This is a genomic window from Micromonospora sp. C41 (assembly GCF_018070485.1).
GTDB classification, from domain to species: Bacteria; Actinomycetota; Actinomycetes; order Mycobacteriales; family Micromonosporaceae; genus Micromonospora; species Micromonospora chalcea.
This window is the reverse complement of record NZ_JAGPXP010000013.1, coordinates 86,062-104,232: the sequence shown is the minus strand read 5'-3', so window position 1 is coordinate 104,232 and position 18,171 is coordinate 86,062. Positions and strand designations below refer to the sequence as shown.

Annotated in this window: 21 protein-coding genes; 17 read left to right on the top strand and 4 right to left on the bottom strand. The window is 68.5% G+C overall.

Going from position 1 to position 18,171, the window contains the following annotated elements:
* Window positions 1-18 precede the first annotated feature (18 nt).
* Complete coding sequence (locus KBX43_RS16320) at window positions 19-420, top strand: hypothetical protein (protein WP_210885246.1); 402 nt, start codon at window positions 19-21, stop codon at window positions 418-420.
* Between the two features lie 642 nt (window positions 421-1,062).
* On the top strand, window positions 1,063-1,677 hold the full coding sequence (locus KBX43_RS16315; protein ID WP_210885238.1) for a hypothetical protein: 615 nt from the start codon (window positions 1,063-1,065) through the stop codon (window positions 1,675-1,677).
* 84 nt (window positions 1,678-1,761) lie between these two features.
* On the opposite strand, the gene KBX43_RS16310 is transcribed toward KBX43_RS16315, so the two are convergent.
* On the bottom strand, window positions 1,762-2,349 hold the full coding sequence (locus KBX43_RS16310; protein WP_210885236.1) for a hypothetical protein: 588 nt from the start codon (window positions 2,347-2,349) through the stop codon (window positions 1,762-1,764).
* 609 nt (window positions 2,350-2,958) lie between these two features.
* Here KBX43_RS16310 and KBX43_RS16305 point away from each other — a divergent pair.
* Window positions 2,959-3,525 (top strand): HD domain-containing protein, encoded by a 567-nt coding sequence (locus tag KBX43_RS16305; protein WP_210885234.1) that lies wholly within the window; start codon window positions 2,959-2,961, stop codon window positions 3,523-3,525.
* Here KBX43_RS16305 and KBX43_RS16300 read toward each other — a convergent pair.
* Both KBX43_RS16300 and KBX43_RS16295 read right to left on the bottom strand, forming a co-directional pair.
* Window positions 3,513-3,983, bottom strand: coding sequence for an NUDIX domain-containing protein (locus tag KBX43_RS16300; RefSeq protein WP_210885232.1), 471 nt, complete (start codon window positions 3,981-3,983; stop codon window positions 3,513-3,515). The genes KBX43_RS16305 and KBX43_RS16300 overlap by 13 nt on opposite strands.
* Before the next feature lie 4 nt (window positions 3,984-3,987).
* On the bottom strand, window positions 3,988-4,746 hold the full coding sequence (locus KBX43_RS16295) for an XRE family transcriptional regulator (RefSeq protein WP_210885230.1): 759 nt from the start codon (window positions 4,744-4,746) through the stop codon (window positions 3,988-3,990).
* A gap of 176 nt (window positions 4,747-4,922) precedes the next feature.
* Between KBX43_RS16295 and KBX43_RS16290 the strand changes: the two genes are divergently transcribed.
* The 13 genes from KBX43_RS16290 (at window position 4,923) to KBX43_RS16230 (ending at window position 13,390) form a co-directional block, all read left to right on the top strand.
* Window positions 4,923-5,240 carry a hypothetical protein gene (locus KBX43_RS16290; protein WP_151010791.1) on the top strand — a complete coding sequence of 106 codons (318 nt, stop codon included), beginning with the start codon at window positions 4,923-4,925 and terminating at the stop codon, window positions 5,238-5,240.
* Between the two features lie 296 nt (window positions 5,241-5,536).
* Complete coding sequence (locus KBX43_RS16285; protein ID WP_210885341.1) at window positions 5,537-6,430, top strand: hypothetical protein; 894 nt, start codon at window positions 5,537-5,539, stop codon at window positions 6,428-6,430.
* 84 nt (window positions 6,431-6,514) lie between these two features.
* On the top strand, window positions 6,515-7,384 hold the full coding sequence (locus tag KBX43_RS16280; RefSeq protein WP_210885222.1) for an FtsK/SpoIIIE domain-containing protein: 870 nt from the start codon (window positions 6,515-6,517) through the stop codon (window positions 7,382-7,384).
* Window positions 7,381-7,590, top strand: a complete 210-nt coding sequence (locus KBX43_RS16275; RefSeq protein WP_210885214.1) for a hypothetical protein — start codon at window positions 7,381-7,383, stop codon at window positions 7,588-7,590. The genes KBX43_RS16280 and KBX43_RS16275 overlap by 4 nt, the downstream gene beginning before the upstream one ends.
* Before the next feature lie 85 nt (window positions 7,591-7,675).
* Window positions 7,676-8,071, top strand: a complete 396-nt coding sequence (locus KBX43_RS16270) for a hypothetical protein (protein WP_210885212.1) — start codon at window positions 7,676-7,678, stop codon at window positions 8,069-8,071.
* The gene (locus KBX43_RS16265; RefSeq protein WP_210885210.1) at window positions 8,071-8,370 is read left to right on the top strand and encodes a hypothetical protein; all 300 of its coding nucleotides are present in this window, start codon (window positions 8,071-8,073) and stop codon (window positions 8,368-8,370) included. The genes KBX43_RS16270 and KBX43_RS16265 overlap by 1 nt, the downstream gene beginning before the upstream one ends.
* Window positions 8,367-8,777 carry an RRQRL motif-containing zinc-binding protein gene (locus KBX43_RS16260; RefSeq protein ID WP_307851537.1) on the top strand — a complete coding sequence of 137 codons (411 nt, stop codon included), beginning with the start codon at window positions 8,367-8,369 and terminating at the stop codon, window positions 8,775-8,777. The genes KBX43_RS16265 and KBX43_RS16260 overlap by 4 nt, the downstream gene beginning before the upstream one ends.
* Window positions 8,774-9,070: a hypothetical protein gene (locus tag KBX43_RS16255; RefSeq protein ID WP_210885208.1), complete on the top strand. Its 297-nt coding sequence runs from the start codon at window positions 8,774-8,776 to the stop codon at window positions 9,068-9,070. The genes KBX43_RS16260 and KBX43_RS16255 overlap by 4 nt, the downstream gene beginning before the upstream one ends.
* Window positions 9,057-9,893: a DUF2637 domain-containing protein gene (locus KBX43_RS16250; protein WP_210885206.1), complete on the top strand. Its 837-nt coding sequence runs from the start codon at window positions 9,057-9,059 to the stop codon at window positions 9,891-9,893. The genes KBX43_RS16255 and KBX43_RS16250 overlap by 14 nt, the downstream gene beginning before the upstream one ends.
* A complete protein-coding gene (locus tag KBX43_RS16245) occupies window positions 9,890-10,156 on the top strand; it encodes a hypothetical protein (protein ID WP_210885198.1) in 267 nt (88 codons plus the stop codon). Before KBX43_RS16250 ends, KBX43_RS16245 begins: the two co-directional genes overlap by 4 nt.
* Entirely contained in the window at window positions 10,156-11,943 is a 1,788-nt protein-coding gene (locus KBX43_RS16240; protein WP_210885196.1) for a replication initiator, read from the top strand. The genes KBX43_RS16245 and KBX43_RS16240 overlap by 1 nt, the downstream gene beginning before the upstream one ends.
* Window positions 11,944-11,965: 22 nt before the next feature.
* Window positions 11,966-12,154 carry a helix-turn-helix domain-containing protein gene (locus KBX43_RS16235; protein WP_210885194.1) on the top strand — a complete coding sequence of 63 codons (189 nt, stop codon included), beginning with the start codon at window positions 11,966-11,968 and terminating at the stop codon, window positions 12,152-12,154.
* Between the two features lie 15 nt (window positions 12,155-12,169).
* Window positions 12,170-13,390: a site-specific integrase gene (locus KBX43_RS16230; RefSeq protein WP_210885192.1), complete on the top strand. Its 1,221-nt coding sequence runs from the start codon at window positions 12,170-12,172 to the stop codon at window positions 13,388-13,390.
* 46 nt (window positions 13,391-13,436) lie between these two features.
* On the opposite strand, the gene metH is transcribed toward KBX43_RS16230, so the two are convergent.
* Window positions 13,437-16,952 carry a methionine synthase gene (gene metH, locus KBX43_RS16225; RefSeq protein ID WP_210885190.1) on the bottom strand — a complete coding sequence of 1,172 codons (3,516 nt, stop codon included), beginning with the start codon at window positions 16,950-16,952 and terminating at the stop codon, window positions 13,437-13,439.
* Window positions 16,953-17,193: 241 nt separating this feature from the next.
* Between metH and KBX43_RS16220 the strand changes: the two genes are divergently transcribed.
* Window positions 17,194-18,063: a PAC2 family protein gene (locus tag KBX43_RS16220; RefSeq protein ID WP_030504102.1), complete on the top strand. Its 870-nt coding sequence runs from the start codon at window positions 17,194-17,196 to the stop codon at window positions 18,061-18,063.
* Window positions 18,064-18,171: the final 108 nt, after the last annotated feature.

The following is an 18,171-nucleotide window of genomic DNA, read 5'->3' as shown; positions in this document are numbered from 1 at the left end:
GTACGCTACTTTGATCGGGTGCCCGTACCCCGGCTGATTCCCATCGCGCACGAGCCCGGCCACCGGACGGACACGATCGGCCGCTACGACGAAGGGCTGTTCCTCGCCTCGGCGTGGGACCACCACGCGTACGTGCACCTGTTCGACCACGACGGGACGTACCGGAACTCGACCATTACGCGGGTTCCGCATCGAGGCGCGCTGAGCGAGGCGCTCGACGGGCTGCTCGCGAGCCTGCCCGGCAAGTCGTACGGCGACATCGCCGTACAACTGTTCCAGACCCGTCAGGACGGCGTCGTCTTCGGTCTGGTCGACGAGTCCGGCGACCGGGCGGGCGACGGCAGCCACGTCGACTGGGTCGAGCTGTATCCGGATCGCCTAGGGTTCCACGAGCCGTGGGACGGCCTCTACGACACGTGACGGCACACCGACCACATGAGTAAGGGCGGCGTTGTTCCGCCGCGGGTCAGAGCGCCTACGGCGATCACTTGGCGTTGAACTGTCGCCGGGTGCCAGGCCAACCGGGCAAAAGGCACCCATCCCCCGTTTGAGCTGCGCGAACGTCAGGCATTGACCATCACCGTTTGGCACCGTTGGTCGACGTCCCACGGCCTGGGGACGGCCTGCCTTGCTCGGTCATACTCCGCATCAACGATGTCGCTCCCATCTGCAAGCATGGATGCGACCAACGACCAGAAGGGACGACATGGCATCGACCAGGCGGCAACGCCAACGGGAGCGGAGAGCCCTCGGGCGGCCCGAGCAAGCCATCGAGCCGGCTACGGTCACCGCACCGCCAAGACGAACGAAGCGGCCGTGCGAGCGGTGCGGCGAAGGTTGCCGTACGGACAAGCCGGTCTACGGATGGGTCTGCGCCAACTGCGTCTATGAGCTCGATCGGTACGTCATGATTCGCATGGGTTTGGTCGGAGGCACCGTCCAGAGCATCTACGAGCTCGCCAAACGACGGGGTGAACTTCCTCCACCTGGCCCACGCAGTCCGGGTGCCAATGTGCGCAAGCCTGCCCTGCCGTTGTGACCTGCGGTTGACACAATGTTGGCATGGCATCGAGTGCGCCCGTATGGGTGTCCTTCCTCTTGAGTGGCCTTGTTGTGGCCGGCTCGATCGTGACGACAGTGCTAACGCTCAGCTCAAGTAAGCGTCGTGAAGTGGAGCGTTGGCAACGTGAACGGGCACGCGAGGATGAGCGCTGGGAGCGTGAGCGGGACCGGGAGAATGAACGCTGGGAGCGTGAGCGAGACATGGACACGCTACGGTGGGATCGGCAAAAAGTGGAGCAGCTACGACAGCGCCGCGTCACACTCTACGTGGATATGGCGGATCACCTCCAGCGCTGCGAGTCGAGCTTGGATGTAATCACCGACCCATATGGCGTTACACCCTCTCGGCGTCGAGAAGGACTGGCTCATCCGGAGCAGCTGGCCGCCCAAGCACGGCTCTTAGCACCTGAATCACTGTCTTCTGCCTGGTTAGCCTTTGATCGAGCAGAGAACGCGGTGGGTTTTGTGCTGCGAGAGAGTCCCGATGGGATTGGTCCAGAGCATCATCCCTACCTCCACGAGGACAACCTTGCCATTCTGGAGCTCAAGGACGCTATGACAGTCCTTCACCGGGAACTCAGAGTGGCAATAGCAGACCCGGACCTGACTGATTGAGCTGCCCCCAGTGGACCGACTTGCCCCAGCTCGCTGCCTGACATCCGAGCAGCAAGAATTTTTCTCAGCAGAGTCGGACGCGATTCAAGATGAATCCGACTTGTTGCGCTTTCGACTCCTCGAAGCAGGTACTCGCTTGTTTGAATCGCCGTTAACTTTATCCGATCCCGGAAAGTTGTCCACAATAGGATTAAAGTAAAAATCGGCCGGCCACTTGTTTATTTCTCGGACCTTAAACCACGCATATTGAAGTCGATACGTATGCCGAAACACATGCGACCCATGAAGCACGAGATACACATAGCATGCGAGCGCCATTCCGGATCGATAGTCGGCCAGCACTCCTGACGGATGCCAGGCTTGCAGGAATAAGAAGAGCGCGCCAAGAAACATCAAGGCGATCACATTTCGTATTATAGCTATACCGGAGCGAAGAAGGTAAAGAGCATACACCTGCGTATTTTCGGCAAACCATTCCCACATTCGCTCTAGCGCTTCAGTTTTAGCGGCCTGCTTTTTCTTGCGGTCATCACTGAAAGCTGCAAGGAGCTTTTGGATGTGAGGCGTCGCCACGTTCGCCAATACGGATAGCGGAATTGAAAGAAGCAGCAGGAACCAGTCTTTAGACTCCATGCCTTCGCCCAATCGAGAGGAGAGTGACATCTTAGTCACGGAGAGTCCGAACCCGCCATCCCGTCTGCCGCCGACCCGCCCTCTGGGGAGCGGGCCGCCGCCCGGTCCGCCACGTCAAGCGGACCTTGACGCACGTACGGACGCTGGCGGGCCGGGCGGTGGTCTGCTCGGCTCGCCCGGGTCGACGGCTGGCGGGATGGCCCTGCGCAACCACCCACGAACCGCGACCCGCCCACGGGCCCCCGGCCATCTCGGAGTCGTTGCGCCCCCGCCGGAGGCGCGGTAACCGCGACCAGCTCGCCGCCGCGACCCGCCGCGCGGACCCGGCGTGCGCTTCCCTGCGCCGCGCCGCTCGGGGCGCGGCCCGGCCGGCTGCCGGCCCACAAACACCAACCACCCTCTGCCCTCACCGTCTGCGGCGGCCCCGGGCTTTCCGCTGTTCCGCGCCAGCCGATGGGCAATGGGCATGACCGCCCGGCCATCCCCCGGCCGGGCGGTCATGACGCCCAATCGGCGGCGCTTGCGGCCCGTCTCGGGCCGCCTTGAAGACGTACAGAAACTTTGCACATCATCGCCGGCAGCCGGCCGGCCCGGTCGCCAAGCCGTCACGGGATGGCGCGGATCTCACGGGCTCCGTAACCTGACCGCATGGCCGCCCTCGTTGATGCCGCCCGGGAAATCGCTCGGCTCAAGCTGGAGAGTCCGCTGCCACGTCGGTGGAACCACGTCCAGGCGGTCGCCGCCAAAGCGCGAACCGTCAGTGAAGCGGTGCCGGTCGAAGACCGTGACGTCCTCGTAGCGTCCGCGTGGCTGCACGACATCGGCTACAACCCCGAGCTTGTCGACACGGGCTTTCACGCACTTGACGGTGGCCGGTGGCTGCGGCGTGAACACTTCGACGGGAGGATTGCCGCCCTGGTGGCGCACCACTCGTGCGCCTGGCTTGAGGCTGAGGAGCGTGGACTCGGTGAAGTCCTGGCGGCTGAGTTCCCGCGGGAGGAAACGGCGGTCACCGACGCGCTGTGCTTCTCCGACATGACCACCGGACCGGACGGGCAGGACTTCGAAGTATTGGAGCGGCTGGCCGAGATTCGGTCCCGGTACGGGCCGGATCACCTGGTGACCCGGTTCATCATTCGTGCTGAACCGGAGATGGTTGCTGCCGTCCAACGCACCGAGCGCCGTCTGCCCGGCCGGGTTCGTCAGCCGATGTAGGGTTCGCCGCGCTCCTCGTACCCGTGCTGGATGCGGAGCAGGGTCGACGGGTGGATGTCCAGCGTCCCCAGCTCGTTGCGTTCGATCCATCGGACGTCGCTCGACTCGTCGCTCGGGGTCAGCTCGCCGCCAACTGGTACGGCACGGAAGCACAGTGAGAACTGCTGCCGTACCTCGCCGTCCGAGTACTCGATCACGTGGCCGGGGTCGGAGTAGACACCGACCAGGCCGACCACCTCGACGTGGATGCCGGTTTCCTCGCGGGTCTCCCGGACGGCCGTCTGCGCGACCGACTCGCCAATTTCCTGGCCGCCACTCGGTAGTGACCAAAGCCCGTTGTCGGTGCGCTGGATGAGCAGCAGCCGGTCACGGTCGTCTCGCACGAAGACGGACACCGCCACGACGATGGCGTTGGCCTTCGGCGCGTTCTGGTCGTGGTAGTGCTCGGTCCTCGTCATGCCCCTAGGCTGCCACCTCGTCAGCCTTGAGGGACCAGGAGGCTGACAGGACCCGGTCGAAGCTGTCGGAGTAGGTGCGGAACAGATCCCCGCCGTTGATCCTGCGCAGGTGCATCACGGGGGCGTGTGGTGCCGGGAACCCGAGCACGTGCATGTTCACCAACATCTCGTCGTCGAATCGGTAGATCGAGTTGTACAGGGTGGTGTCGTGGTAGAGCACCTTGGCCCCGGGCACGCCAGCCAGCCGGTTGTAGTACTGCTGCACCTGGCGAATCTTTGCCGCCATGACACCGGGCGTCCCTTCCTCGATGCTCTTGCGCTCGATAGCGCCGCTGGTCGGGTCACCGAGCAGAATCGTGACCTCGACGCCGTCATCCGCCTTCTGACGCAGGGTGTCGACAAGCATGGGGTCCTGCTCCACCAGGAACAAGCCGGCGTAGGCCAAGACGTCGATCCGCTTCTGTGCGCGCTCGATCAGCCGGCGCCAGAGGTCGTACGGCACGGATGAGCGCCGAGAGTAGAGCTGGATCATCTCGCTCTGCCCGATCCGCGATGCGGCTTCCGAAGTCACCGCGTTCGGCCACAGGTACGACTCATCCTCGCGGACGAGAGCGGCGATTGCGTGCCGATGACGTGGGTAAGGCGTCCGGTCCTGCGTGATCCACCGCTCCACCGTCTTCGGATCAACCCCGATCTTCTCGGCGATCACTGTGGGCGTCATGCCGTTGCGGAGTATGGCGTCACGCAGACGGTTGTTTGACATCTGACCCTCCAAGCGGGACGGATAGGACGCATTCAAGGTAGCAAAGACGTCCCTAGTCGTCCACGTCGTCGGGTGGCCTGTCCGGGCTTTTCCGCGAGTGTTGTCGGCAGAGGCCAAGAGCAAATGTCCACCGGGGACGCGCTCATTCTCTGGCCCGAAGACACAGGAGGTCTGTTGTGAAGCTGTACGTGGACACCACGAGCAAGCAGGTGACGGCGTCGAAGGACCCGGAGCCGAAGAACGACCAGAACGGCAACCAGAAGTCCGAGAAGAACACGGGCCGGCTGATGTGGTCCACCCAGGTCTTTGTGCTCGACGAGACGGGCGGGGAGGTCATCACCATCACCACGGCGGGTGAGAAGCCGAACGTGAAGGTGGGCGACTTCCTGGCGGTCGAGCAGTTGGAGGCCATTCCGTGGGCGACCAACGGGCGTAACGGCGTCGCGTTCCGGGCGGTGTCCCTGAAGCCGAAGAACGGTTCTGCGGCCAAGTAGGTCACTTCGCACGTCGTGCTGTGTGTGCCACTGGTGTCCGTGGCCACCGCGCAAGCGGCCTGATGGTCCGCTGAACTCATCTCGAAGACGGTTCCGGGAGTGTTCCTGACTCCTACATTCCCGGTCCGGTCGCCACCTGGCAGTGGTGACAACCCCAAGGAAATGGCCCGGGGTCGGTACTGACTCCTACGTCTGCCGACCCCGGTGCCGCCACTCATCCGACCCAACTGGCATTGGGAGGACTCGTCGTGTCCAAGTCTAGCCCCCGCCGCTTCGGCGGCAAGTCAACCGGAACGGTGACGGTCATCGAGGCCAAGGTTCACCGTTCCTCCGCGCGTAACGCCCGCATGGCGTTCATCCTCACCGCCGTCATCGTCGGCGTCCTGTCGGCCGTGGTGGCCGCCGCCTACTGGCACCCGATCGTGGCCCTGTTCGTCGGTGCCCTGATCGGCGTTCCGACCGGCGGCCTCGTGTGGCTGCTCGTGCGGATCTGGCCGGTGATCCGGCTGCTGTGGTGGTGGACCCCGGAAACCCTGCTCGCCGGTCTGCTGCTGACCGGTTGGGTGCAGTTGGCCAACCACACCCCGACCGTGGTGACCCTGATCGTGGTCGCCCTGGTCGTCGGCGTTCCGTCCGCCATCGGCCCGGTCCGCCGTCAGGTCAAGGCGTGGGGATGGTGCCTCGTGGTGCGCCACCGGCTTCGTGTGTGCTTCGCGCAGTTCATCATCGCCAACCAGTCCGGCTCGCTGCCGCTGATCCTGTGGGCTCGTCCCACGCCGGTCGGTGAGCGGGTCTGGGTGTACCTGCGCCCGGGCCTGTCGGCCAAGGACCTGGAATCGCGGCTCGACAAGATCGCCGTGACCTGCCACGCCTCCACCGTGCTCATCGAGCGGGCCGGGGAGAGCAACGCCGCGTACCTGCGGTTCGACATCAAGCGCCGTGAGGTGCTCAACGCCCGAGTGGGCTCCCCGCTGGTCGACGCCATCGACCGCAACGCGCCCGTGTCGGCGTCGCCGCTGACGGTGCCCACCGCCCTGGACCTGCCGGACGTCGACGCCCCGACGATCACCCTTCCGACCCAGGGCAAGGCCGCCGGCAAGAAGCCGCCGGCCACGACCGCCAACGGCAGCAAGCCCGCGGCTTCCTCCGCGTCGTCCCTGCCGGACGACGACACCTCCGACTGGATCTGACACCCAACCCACCTCGACGCGGGGAGCCTCACCGGCTCGCTCGTGTGGCTTCCCGCGTCCACAACGCCCCGGGAGGGCAATCTCATGACCACCACGACCCCCGCTCCCGCTGCTGCGGTGCCGGTGGGTGCTGGCCTGTCGATGTTCGACCCGGTGTTCATCGGGATCGACGAGTTCGGCCAGCCCGTCTACCTCGACGTCGTCTACCACAACCTGCTCGCCGCCGGTGAGCCCGGAGGCGGCAAGTCCGGCCTGGTCAACAACATCTGCGGCCACGGCGTCCTGTGCGACAACACCCGCCTGGTGCTCTTCGACGCCAAACTTGTCGAACTCGGCCCCTGGCGCGACCTGGCCGACGCGTTCATCGGCCCCGACATCGACCAGGGCATCGACGTGCTGCGCCGCCTCCTGGTCGTGGCCACCAACCGCTACACCTGGCTGCTCGCCAACCGGCGCCGCAAACTCGCCCCCGGCGACGGCATGTCGGTCATCCTCACCGTCATCGACGAACTCGCCATGTTCTCCACCGTCCTGGGCACCAAAGCCCAGCAGGAAGAGTTCTCCACCCTCCTGCGGGGCCTCGTCTCCCTCGGCCGCGCCTGCGGCATGCCCGTGGTCGCCGCGACCCAGCGACCGTCGTGGGACATCATCCCCGCCAGCCTGCGGGACCTGTTCGGCTACCGGGCCGCGTTCCGGTGCACCTCGCTGAACAGCTCCAACATCATCCTCGGCCAGGGCTGGGCCGAGCAGGGCTACACCGCCTCCGACATCGCCCCCACCAACCAGGGCGCGGCCTACCTCCTGGCCGAAGGCGGCGTACCCCGCCGCATCAAGGCCGCCTACCTCACCGACACCGACATCTACAACATCGCCGACTACGCCGCCTGGACCCGCCGCCCCGCCGGCAAGTCCGTCCCGGCGGTCAACCCGACCGGATGGGAGATGGCGGCATGACCACCCGCGAGCGCACCTACGCGCGTGCCAACAACCAGCGCGCCGCGCAGTACACCGAACTGTGGATCGTCGGCAGTCCTGAGGACATCGCCGCGATGCTCCGCGTCGCCTCGGCCAGCGGCCGACTCGTCTACGCCTCCGCGCCGACCCGCATGGGCGGCGACGACACCCGGCACCGCCGCTACCTGCGGCTGCGCACCACCTGAAACGGCCGACAGGACCAGGACTTCGCCTGGCAGCAGAGCTGGTCCTGCCGACCTCCACCAACAGCCCCGAAAGGACGTGGCTGCCATGAAGGCTACCCAAAAACCACCCACCGACGTTGAGGTCACCCCGGCCGACCTGCTGCGGATGGCTGCCCTCTACCTGCGCCGGCACGGCTGGACCCAGGGCGACTATTACACCGTCGTCTTCGACGCCCTCACCCCCCGCGCTTGCGTCTCCGGCGCTATCGGCATGGCCGCCTACGGCAAGGCCATCGACCTGCCGTTCCTCGCAGACCTCCCGGAACGCGGCGACTACCGCGCCGCCGTGTGGACGCTCGTCGACTTCCTGTTCCTGGACTCATCCACTGATCTGTTCGGCTGGAACGACCGTCCCAGCCGCACGGCCGCCGACGTCATCAACGCCCTCAACGCCGCCGCCGACCGCTGGGACCGCCTCTACAACCAGGGAGGCGAGCGCTGATGTTCACCGTCAAGGCGTCCTTGACGCGCATCCCCCGTCAGAAGCGCCGCGAGGTCGTCGAGAACGACGCCTTCGCCGCGTTCGCCCGGCGCATCATCCGCGCTCACGGTCGCCGCGTCGCCGCTGGCGACGTCGAAGCGCTCCGCGACCTGGTCGCCTTGTCGACCAACATCGACGAGGCCATCGGGGAGGCCGTCGTCGGCCTTCGCGCGTTCGGCTACTCCTGGTCCGAGATCGGAACCCGGCTCGGCATCTCCAAGCAAGCCGCCCAACAGCGATGGGGCGGTGAGAAGCAGTGACCGACCTCCGCTCTCCTGAGCTGGACACGCTCACCGAGCGCACCGGCATCCGGGTCGAGTTCTACGACCCGGACGGCACCCGCTACGGGTTCCCCACCTTCCCCTACCACGCCGCCCCGGACGGGCTGGCCACCGTGCGGCAGCTCCGCGCCGCCGGCCTTCGCCCCAACGGGCAGGACCCGATCGCGCAGATCTACTGGCGGCACCGCAAACAGCGTCGGGTCGCCTACCTCTACCGCCTGGACCTGGCCGCGCCCAAGCGCACCGCTACCCCGGCCCAGCGCGAGGCCATCGCCAAGGCGCTTCGTGCCCGTCGCACCTGCCGCCACTGCGGCGTCGTGCAGCCCTACTACATCCCCCGCCGCTACGGCTGCTGCCTCACCTGCCACGAAGGGAACCCGTCGTGACCTTTCACCTTTCCGACCCGTGCCTGTGGTGCATCGAGGGCAGCAGCCCTGCCGGCATCCACGACATCCTCGGCCCGGTCTACAAGCCCTGCCCCGTCTGCCTCGGGACCTGCGTCCTCTGCGAAGGCGACGGACTGTTCCCCGCCGACTTCACCTGCCTGCCCTGCTTCCGGCAGCAGCTCGCCGCCCAGGGCCTGGCCCCGATCATGTGCGCCCACTGCTCCGGCGTGGTCGACCTCATCCCCCTCGACAGCATCCCGGCACCGGAGGTGACTCCCCATGTCGAGCACTGACCCGAGCACCTTCACCCAGGAATTTGCCGCCGAGTACGCCCGCAACGCCGTACCCGCCATGCTCAAGGCGATCGGCTCCATCAAGAGGTACAACCGCTTCGTTCTGCTCGGTGCGCTGCTGACCAGCTACCTCCACCAAGCCCACTACCTGTGGACCCAGAACGCCGGCTACTTCGCCTACCTCGTCCCCCTCATCTTCGACGCCGCGATGGTGTCGATGCTGACCGTCGTCCGCACCTCCGGCATCGCCAAAGACGCCAAACGCGGCGCACTCGTCGTGTTCGCCTGCGCCGCGCTGCTGTCGGCAACCATCAACTTCGCCTCCCCCGGCAGCCTCGGCCTGCGCCTGGTCTTCGCCCTGGTCGTCGTCCTCGTCATCGGCGTCGAACTCGTCGCCGGACGCATCCGACCCGACTTCGCCGCCATCGAAGCCGAAGCCGCCGCCCTGCTCACCGCCGCCCGCAACCTGGCGACCACCAACAAGGACATCACCGAACGGCCGGCTGTCACGCCGGACACCACCGCGCCGGCCGCCGACGCCACCGCCGTCGTCGACACCCCGCCGGCCGCCGCGCCGGCTTCCATCGAGGCACCCGCGCTCACCCCGATCCCGGCCGCCCGGCCGGAGGTCCCCGCGCACCTGGTGCCCACCGCCCGCTTCGCCATCCGCCAGCACGAGCAGACCAACGGCCGACCCATCACCGCCGACGAACTCGCCGCCCTGCTCACCGTCACCCCGGCGATTGCCCGGGAACTGCTGCACTCGATCAACGGCCACAGCACGGCCGTGAACGGCACCCCCGTAGCCGGTGGTGCCCGATGACCATCTACGTCGTCGACATCGAGTACGTCACCCACACCTGCCCGGCCTACACCGTGCCGCACATCTACGACACCCGACGCACCATCGTCGACGTCATCCCCGGCGGACCCTGCCGCAACCCGATCACCATCCGCTGCGGCGACACCACCGCCGTCATCCCCTGCTACCGGCACGAACCGGCCGACCGCCAGTGCGGAGCCTGCCGGATCATCGTCACTCAACACACCATCACCACTCGGCACCTCGACGAGGTGTCCGCCTGATGGCCTCGACGCTGGACCTCACCCCCCGTGCTTCGGCCCGGGGGGTGGGCTCGAACGCCGACACCACCGCCACCGTCTACGGCTACACCGCCGCCGGCTCCGCCTTCCAACGCGCGCAGCAGCCCGACTACTTCGGCTGGATCGAACACGTCCGCGCCGCCGCCGGCTGCACCCGCCCCATCCGGCTCGCCGGCAGCCTCTACACCGTCGAACCCGCCACCGGCCGAATCCTCGACTCCCGGCACACCGACGCCATGCCCGACGCCGCCATCTACAAGGCGTGCGGCAACCGCCGGTCCAGAGTCTGCCCCGCCTGCGCACAGACCTACCAGCGCGACGCCTTCCAACTCCTGCGCGCTGGGCTCATCGGCGGCAAAGGCGTCCCCGACAGCGTCGCTGGGCATCCGGCGGTGTTCGCGACCTTCACCGCGCCGTCGTTCGGCACGGTCCACGCTCGGGTGGTCAAGCGGCACACCTGCGGCAACCGCCGCCGCTGCGACTGCCGTGCCGAGCCCTGCCACGCCCGCCGCGACACTGGCCTCTGCGTCCACGGCCGCCCGGCGGTCTGCTGGGCCCGCCACGAGCAGGGCGACACCGTCATCGGCCGGCCGCTGTGCCTGGACTGCTACGACCACGGCCACCAGGTCGTCTGGAACATCTTCTCCGGCAAACTGTGGCACCGCACCAAACAAGCCGCGGAACGCCACCTCGCGCAACTCGCTCACCGCCGCGGCATCCCCCGCGTCGAGATCCGCACCGCCTCCGGCAACACCCGCACGGTCGCCCCGATCCGGCTCTCGCCCGGCAAGGTCGCCGAACTTCAAGCACGCGGAGCAGTGCACTTCCACGCCATCGCCCGCCTCGACGGCGTGGACGGCCAGGACCCCGACGCCATCGTCCCGCCGCCGGCCGGGTTCACCGTCGGCGACCTCGTCGACGCGCTCCAGCACGCCGCCCGGCAGGTCACCTTCAACACCCCGGCCCACCCGGACCGGCCCGAGGGCTGGCGGATTGCCTGGGGCGAGCAGCTCGACTTGGAACCCATCGCCACCGACGGAACCGGGGAGCTCACGGACAGCCTCGTCGCCGGATACCTTGCCAAGTACGCCACCAAGAGCACCGAGGCCACCGGGCACACCTCCACCCGCCTGACCGCTGATTCGATCGGCGACTACGCCGACCCCGACGGCGACCACACCGCCCGCCTCATCGACGCCTGCTGGCGTATCGGGCGACCCACCGGCACCCCCGTCCCGCTGTCTGAGCGGCCCCGGGACCCCCGTCCACGCACCGGCTTCGTCCCGCGTTGGGAGTGCCCCGACTGCGGCACCCACACTCGATACGCCGCCTGCCCCGTCTGCGTTGCTGATCGTCAAGGAGCCCTTGACGCCGAACCGTCGAAACTGCCCAGCGGCAACCCGTACAGCCGGCTGCGGCGGTGGGCGCACATGCTCGGCTACGGCGGCCACTTCCTCACCAAAGCCCGCCGCTACTCCGTCACCTTCCGGCTCCTGCGCGACACCCGCGCGCAGTTCCGGCGCCACGAGCACCAGGACCACGAACACCCCGCCGCCAGCGGCCCACCCGTCGACCAGGTCGACGAGGACACCCCGCTCATCGTCGGCACTCTCACCTTCGCCGGAGTCGGCTGGCACACCTCGGGTGACGCGCTGCTCGCCAACACCGCCGCCGCCATGGCTCGCGAGCGACGAACCACCGGCCGCGAAGAACTCGCCCACGAACTCAGCGCCATCACCCCGGCCGACGCTGCGCCGGCTGCCGCCTGACCCCTCGACTGTAGGAGACGACATGACCACCGCCCGCCCGCCGAAGCTCTGGACCGTCGACGACGTCTCTGCGTATCTCGGCGTTCCCGTCCAGACCCTCTACACCTGGCGCAAGCGCCGCACCGGACCACCGGCCGCCCGCGTCGGCCGACACCTCCGCTACGACCCGGACGCCGTCCGGGCCTGGTTCGTCCAGCAGACCGCTGCCTGACCGGAGGAACCGACCATGGCTCACATCGAGGATCGTTGGTACAAGACCGTCATCGTTGACGGGCGGCAGGTGCAGACGCCGAAGGCGACCCACGGTAAGGGAATGCGGTACCGGGTGCGCTACATCGGCCCGGACGGTCGGGAGCGTTCGGAGTCCTTCCCGGACAAGCGTAAGCGGGATGCCTCAGCGTTCCTGGCCCAGGTCCAGGCCGACATCCTCAAGGGCACTTATGTCGACCCGGACGCCGGTCGGGTGACGTTCCGCAAGTACGCCGACGAGTGGCTGAGCGCCGCCTCCTGCGACGAGTCGACTCGTGAACGGCTGGAGCGACAGTTCCGCCTGCACGTCTACCCGGTCTTCGGCGACCGGCCCCTCTCGGCCGTCCAACCGAACACGATCAGGGCCTGGGCCAAGCAGCTCCAAGACTCGGGCATGGCGGCCAGCTACCGCCGCAACCTCTTCAACGATGTGTCGATGATCCTGAACGCGGCCGTTGACGACCGAAAGGTCATCAGCAACCCCTGCGCGCTCAAGACCGTCCGTGCTCCCCGGTACGTCCCGGCCAAGGTCGTCCCCTGGTCGACGGAACGCCTCGCCTCGTTCCGTTCGGTGATGCGGGAGCGCTATCGGGTAGCCGTCGACCTGGGTGCCGGTTGCGGACTCCGGCAGGGCGAGATCTTCGCCGTCAGCCCGGACGACGTCGACACCTCCCGCCGGCTGCTCCACGTCGTCCGCCAGATCAAGATCGTGCGCGGAACGCTGGTGTTCGCCCCGCCCAAGGGCGGCAAACTGCGCGAGGTCCCGCTACCCGACGCCGTCGCGACACGCCTTCGTGAGCACGCCGAGCAGGTCGACCCCGTGCCGGTGACCCTGCCGTGGGGCACCCCTGACGGCGAACTCCGGACCGTCACGGTCTACCTGAGCACAGCCAACGGCGACCCGATCAGCCGGCCATCCTTCAACGCCAACGTGTGGAAGCCGGCTATCCGGGCAGCCGGCATCGAGGACACCCGGCAGAACGGCATGCACGTCCTGCGCCACACGTACGCCTCGGTCCTGCTGGACGCGGGCGAGAACATCAAGGCCCTGTCCCTGTACCTCGGCCACGCCGACCCGGGCTTCACGCTGCGGGTCTACACCCACCTGCTGCCGACCAGCGAGGACCGTACCCGCCGAGCGATCGACGCCGCCTTCGGGTACGGCCCAACCGACCCCGACGGCCTGGCGACGGCCTAGCCGGGTGCCGAAAGAGTGTTTGCGCAGCTCAGGAAGGGTGACGGCGTCACTTGGCGTTGAAGTAGTTCGCCTCCGGGTGGTGCACCACGATCGCGTCGGTGGCCTGCTCCGGCACCAACTGGAACTCCTCCGACAACTGCACCCCGATCCGCTCCGCCCCCAGCAGCTCCACGATCTTCGCCCGGTCCTCCAGGTCCGGGCAGGCCGGGTAGCCGAACGCGTACCGGCAGCCCCGGTAGTCGGTGCGCAGCAGACCCGCCAGGTCGGCCGGATCCTCGTCGGCGACTGTGCCGCCGCCGGGCAGCACCAGCTCGGCGCGGATCCGCCGGTGCCAGTACTCGGCCAGTGCCTCGGTGAGCTGCACCGACAGGCCGTGCACCTCCAGGTAGTCGCGGTACTCGTTGCCGGCGAACATCTTCGCCGTGTACTCGCTGATCGGCTGCCCGACGGTGACCAGCTGCAACGCCACCACGTCGAGCTGGTCGCCCTTGGGCCGGAAGAAGTCGGCCAGGCACAGCCGCCGCTCCTGCCGCTGCCGGGGGAAGGAGAACCGGGCCCGCTCGCTGTGCCCGTTCTCGTCCAACACCACCAGGTCGTTGCCCTCGGAGTACGCCGGGAAGTAGCCGTACACCACGGCCGCCTCCAGCACCTGGTCGGAGATCAGGCGGTCCAGCCAGTACCGCAGCCGGGGCCGGCCCTCGGTCTCGACCAGTTCCTCGTACGACGGTCCCTTCCCGCCACGGGCGCCGCGCAGGCCCCACTGGCCCAGGAACGTGGCCCGCTCGTCCAGCAGCGCCGCGTAGTCGGCCAGCGGCACGCCCTTGACGACGCGGGTGCCGAAGAACGGCGGCTTCGGCACCGCAACGTCCACCGCCACGTCGGAGCGGACCGAGGCGTCGTCCAGTTCGGGCAGGGCCTCGCGCACCTGCGCGCGCTGCCGCTCGCGGCGCTCCCGGCGGGCCGCCAGCGCCGCCTCGCGCTCCGGGTCGATCACCGGCGCGCCGCCGCGCTTGGCCGCCATCACGCGGTCCATCAGGGACAGCCCTTCGAACGCGTCGCGGGCGTAGTGCACCTGACCCGGGTAGATCGACCGCAGGTCGTCCTCCACGTACGCGCGGGTCAGCGCCGCACCGCCGAGCAGCACCGGCCAGCGCTCGGCCACGCCGCGGGAGGCCATCTCGGCCAGGTTCTCCTTCATGATGACTGTGCTCTTGACCAGCAGGCCGGACATGCCGATCGCGTCGGCGCGGTGTTCCTCGGCCGCGTCGAGGATCGCGTTGATCGGCTGCTTGATGCCGATGTTGACCACGTCGTAGCCGTTGTTGGACAGGATGATGTCGACCAGGTTCTTGCCGATGTCGTGCACGTCGCCCTTCACCGTGGCGAGCACGATCCGGCCCTTGCCGTCGTCATCGGTCTTCTCCATGTGCGGCTCCAGGTACGCCACCGCGGTCTTCATCACCTCGGCGGACTGGAGCACGAACGGCAACTGCATCTGGCCGGAGCCGAACAGCTCGCCGACCACCTTCATGCCGTCCAGCAGCAGGTCGTTGATGATGGACAGCGGCGTACGCCCCTGCGCCATCGCCGTGTCCAGGTCGGCCTCCAGGCCGTTGCGCTCACCGTCGATGATCCGCCGCTTGAGCCGCTCGTCCAGCGGCAGCGCGGCCAGTTCCTCGGCCCGGGTGGCGCGCGCCGACGCCGCGTCCACGCCCTCGAACGCCTCGATGAACCGCTGCACCGGGTCGTAGCCCTCGCGGCGCCGGTCGTACACCAGGTCGAGCGCCACCTCGCGCTGCTCGTCCGGGATCCGCGACATCGGCAGGATCTTGCTGGCGTGCACGATCGCCGAGGTCAGCCCGGCCTGCGCGCACTCGTGCAGGAACACCGAGTTGAGCACCTGCCGGGCCGCCGGGTTGAGGCCGAACGACACGTTGGAGATGCCGGCGGTGAAGTTGACGCCCGGGTAGCGGGCCGCGATCTCCCGGATCGCCTCGATCGTCTCGATGCCGTCGCGGCGGGTCTCCTCCTGCCCGGTGGCGATCGGGAACGTCAGCGCGTCGATGAGGATGTCCTCCCGGCGCATCCCCCACCGGCCGGTCAGGTCGTCGATCAGCCGGGAGGCCACCCGTACCTTCCATTCGCGGGTGCGGGCCTGGCCCTCCTCGTCGATGAGCAGCGCCACGACGGCGGCGCCGTGCTCCTTGACCACCGGCATGACCCGCGCGTAGCGGGAGTCGGGGCCGTCGCCGTCCTCGAAGTTGACCGAGTTGACCACGCACCGGCCGCCGAGCATCTCCAGGCCGGCCTCGATCACCGCCGGTTCGGTGGAGTCCAGCACGATCGGCAGCGTCGACGCGGTGGCGAACCGGCCGGCCAGCTCCCGCATGTCCTGCGTGCCGTCGCGGCCCACGTAGTCGACGCAGAGGTCGAGCAGGTGCGAGCCGTCCCGGGCCTGGCTGCGGGCGACCTCCACGCAGGCCTGCCAGTCCCCGGCGAGCATGGACTCGCGGAACGCCTTCGAGCCGTTGGCGTTGGTCCGCTCCCCCACCATCAGGATGCTGGCGTCCTGGGCGAACGGCACGTGGTGGTAGATCGAGGAGACCCCGGCCTCCGGCTTCGGCTCCCGCGCCACCGGCGCCCGCCCGCCGAGGCGCTCCACCAGCACCCGGATGTGCTCCGGGGTGGTGCCGCAGCAGCCGCCGATCAGGCCCACGCCGTAGTCGGTGACGAACTGCTCCAGGGCGTCGGCCAGCTCGTCCGGGCTGAGCGGGAAGTACGCCCCGTCGGCGGTGAGCACCGGCAGGCCCGCGTTCGGCATCACCGAGATCGGGATACGCGAGTGCTGCGCCAGGTAGCGCAGGTGCTCGCCCATCTCCGCCGGGCCGGTCGAGCAGTTGAGCCCGATCAGGTCGACGCCGAGCGGCTCGATCGCGGTCAGCGCCGCGCCGATCTCGCTGCCCAGCAGCATCGTGCCGGTGGTCTCCACCGCCACCTGACAGATGATCGGCACGTCCCGGCCCGCGTCGGCGCGGGCCCGCTTCGACCCGACCACCGCCGCCTTGACCTGGAGCAGGTCCTGGCAGGTCTCGATGATCAGCGCGTCCGCCCCGCCGGCGATCAGGCCGGCGGCGTTCTCCTGGTACGCGTCGCGCAGCGAGGCGTAGGTCGCGTGCCCGAGCGTGGGCAGCTTGGTGCCCGGGCCCATCGAGCCGAGCACGAACCGGGGGTGCTCCGGCGTCGCGTACTCGTCGGCGGCCTCCCGCGCGATCCGCGCGCCCGCCTCGGACAGCTCCCGGATGCGGCCGGGGATGCCGTACTCGGCGAGGTTGGGCAGGTTCGCGCCGAACGTGTTGGTCTCCACGCAGTCCGCGCCGGCGGCCAGATAGGCGTCGTGCACGCCTCGGACCACGTCCGGCCGGGTCACGTTGAGGATCTCGTTGCAGCCTTCGAGGCCGTCGAAGTCGTCAAGGGTGAGATCGGCGGCCTGGAGCATCGTCCCCATCGCGCCGTCCGCGATCAGGATCCGATCGGCCAGCAGGTCACGCAACGAAATAGGCACATGGCCCAGGTTAGTGCGCCCGAGTACGCCAGACTCACCCGAACCGGGCCTTCCCACATACTGCCCGGCCGACCGGCGTACGCCTTTGCGCCGGTTCGCCCGGGTGGTCACCCTCGGCGACCGGCGCGGCCGACGGGCCGGCCCCGTCGGCGGCACGTAGGCTGGCGGACGTGAAGGACAACAGGGGTGCGACAGTGCGACGGAGCGACGCCGCGCCCGACGAGCAGGGTGAGGTGACGGCGTGACCGAGTTCGACGGGCTGCCGGTACTGCGCTCGCCGGTCGCCATCGCGGCCTTCGAGGGCTGGAACGACGCCGCCGACGCCTCCACCGCCGCCGTGGAACACCTGGAGCAGGTCTGGCAGGCCCGGCAGGTGACCGAGCTGGACCCGGAGGACTTCTACGACTTCCAGGTCAGCCGTCCGACGATCACCATGGCCGACGGGGAGACCCGGCGCGTCGAGTGGCCCACCACGCGGTTCATGGTGGCCAGCCCGGAGGGCACCGAGCGGGACGTGGTGCTGATCCGGGGCATCGAGCCGAGCATGCGCTGGCGGACGTTCTGCGAGCAGGTGCTGGAGATCTGCCACAGCCTGGAGGTCGAGCGGGTGGTGCTGCTCGGCGCGCTGCTGGCCGACGTGCCGTACACCCGGCCGCTGCCGATCAGCGGCAGCGCGTCGGACGCCGACGCCGCCAAGCGCTACCAGCTCACCCCCACCCGGTACGACGGGCCGACCGGCATCGTCGGCGTGCTGCACGACGCCTGCACCCGCGCCGAGGTCGACGCGGTGTCGTTCTGGGTGCACGTGCCGCACTACGCCAACAACCCGCCCTGCCCGAAGGCCACGCTGGCGCTGCTGCACCGGGTCGAGGAGGTGCTCGACCTGCCGGTGCCGATGGCCGACCTGGCCGAGGAGGCCGCCGAGTGGGAGCAGCGGGTGCGCAGCGCCGCCGAGCAGGACGCGGAACTCGGCGAGTACGTGCGTGAGCTGGAGGAACGGGTCGGCGACGCCGGCATCACCCCGTTGACCGGGGACGAGATCGCCCAGGAGTTCGAGAAGTACCTGCGTCGCCGCGGCGGTTCCGCTGGGCCGACAGCGGGTTCCTGGTAGCCGTTTTCCGTCGAAGCCGGGTCCCCTTGCCGGGGCCCGGCTTCTGCGTGTCCGGGGTGGCGCGGTCACACCCTCTAGGGCATCCTAGGAACCTAGCTGTTCTGAGGA

Excerpts from the sequence above, each read along its gene's own strand:
- KBX43_RS16315 (WP_210885238.1), top strand. The coding sequence starts at position 1,063 with ATGGCATCGAGTGCGCCCGTATGGGTGTCCTTCCTCTTGAGTGGCCTT.
- KBX43_RS16305 (WP_210885234.1), top strand. The coding sequence starts at position 2,959 with ATGGCCGCCCTCGTTGATGCCGCCCGGGAAATCGCTCGGCTCAAGCTG.
- KBX43_RS16300 (WP_210885232.1), bottom strand. The coding sequence starts at position 3,983 with ATGACGAGGACCGAGCACTACCACGACCAGAACGCGCCGAAGGCCAAC.
- KBX43_RS16295 (WP_210885230.1), bottom strand. The coding sequence starts at position 4,746 with ATGTCAAACAACCGTCTGCGTGACGCCATACTCCGCAACGGCATGACG.
- KBX43_RS16280 (WP_210885222.1), top strand. The coding sequence starts at position 6,515 with ATGACCACCACGACCCCCGCTCCCGCTGCTGCGGTGCCGGTGGGTGCT.
- KBX43_RS16275 (WP_210885214.1), top strand. The coding sequence starts at position 7,381 with ATGACCACCCGCGAGCGCACCTACGCGCGTGCCAACAACCAGCGCGCC.
- KBX43_RS16270 (WP_210885212.1), top strand. The coding sequence starts at position 7,676 with ATGAAGGCTACCCAAAAACCACCCACCGACGTTGAGGTCACCCCGGCC.
- KBX43_RS16265 (WP_210885210.1), top strand. The coding sequence starts at position 8,071 with ATGTTCACCGTCAAGGCGTCCTTGACGCGCATCCCCCGTCAGAAGCGC.
- KBX43_RS16250 (WP_210885206.1), top strand. The coding sequence starts at position 9,057 with ATGTCGAGCACTGACCCGAGCACCTTCACCCAGGAATTTGCCGCCGAG.
- KBX43_RS16245 (WP_210885198.1), top strand. The coding sequence starts at position 9,890 with ATGACCATCTACGTCGTCGACATCGAGTACGTCACCCACACCTGCCCG.
- KBX43_RS16240 (WP_210885196.1), top strand. The coding sequence starts at position 10,156 with ATGGCCTCGACGCTGGACCTCACCCCCCGTGCTTCGGCCCGGGGGGTG.
- KBX43_RS16235 (WP_210885194.1), top strand. The coding sequence starts at position 11,966 with ATGACCACCGCCCGCCCGCCGAAGCTCTGGACCGTCGACGACGTCTCT.
- KBX43_RS16230 (WP_210885192.1), top strand. The coding sequence starts at position 12,170 with ATGGCTCACATCGAGGATCGTTGGTACAAGACCGTCATCGTTGACGGG.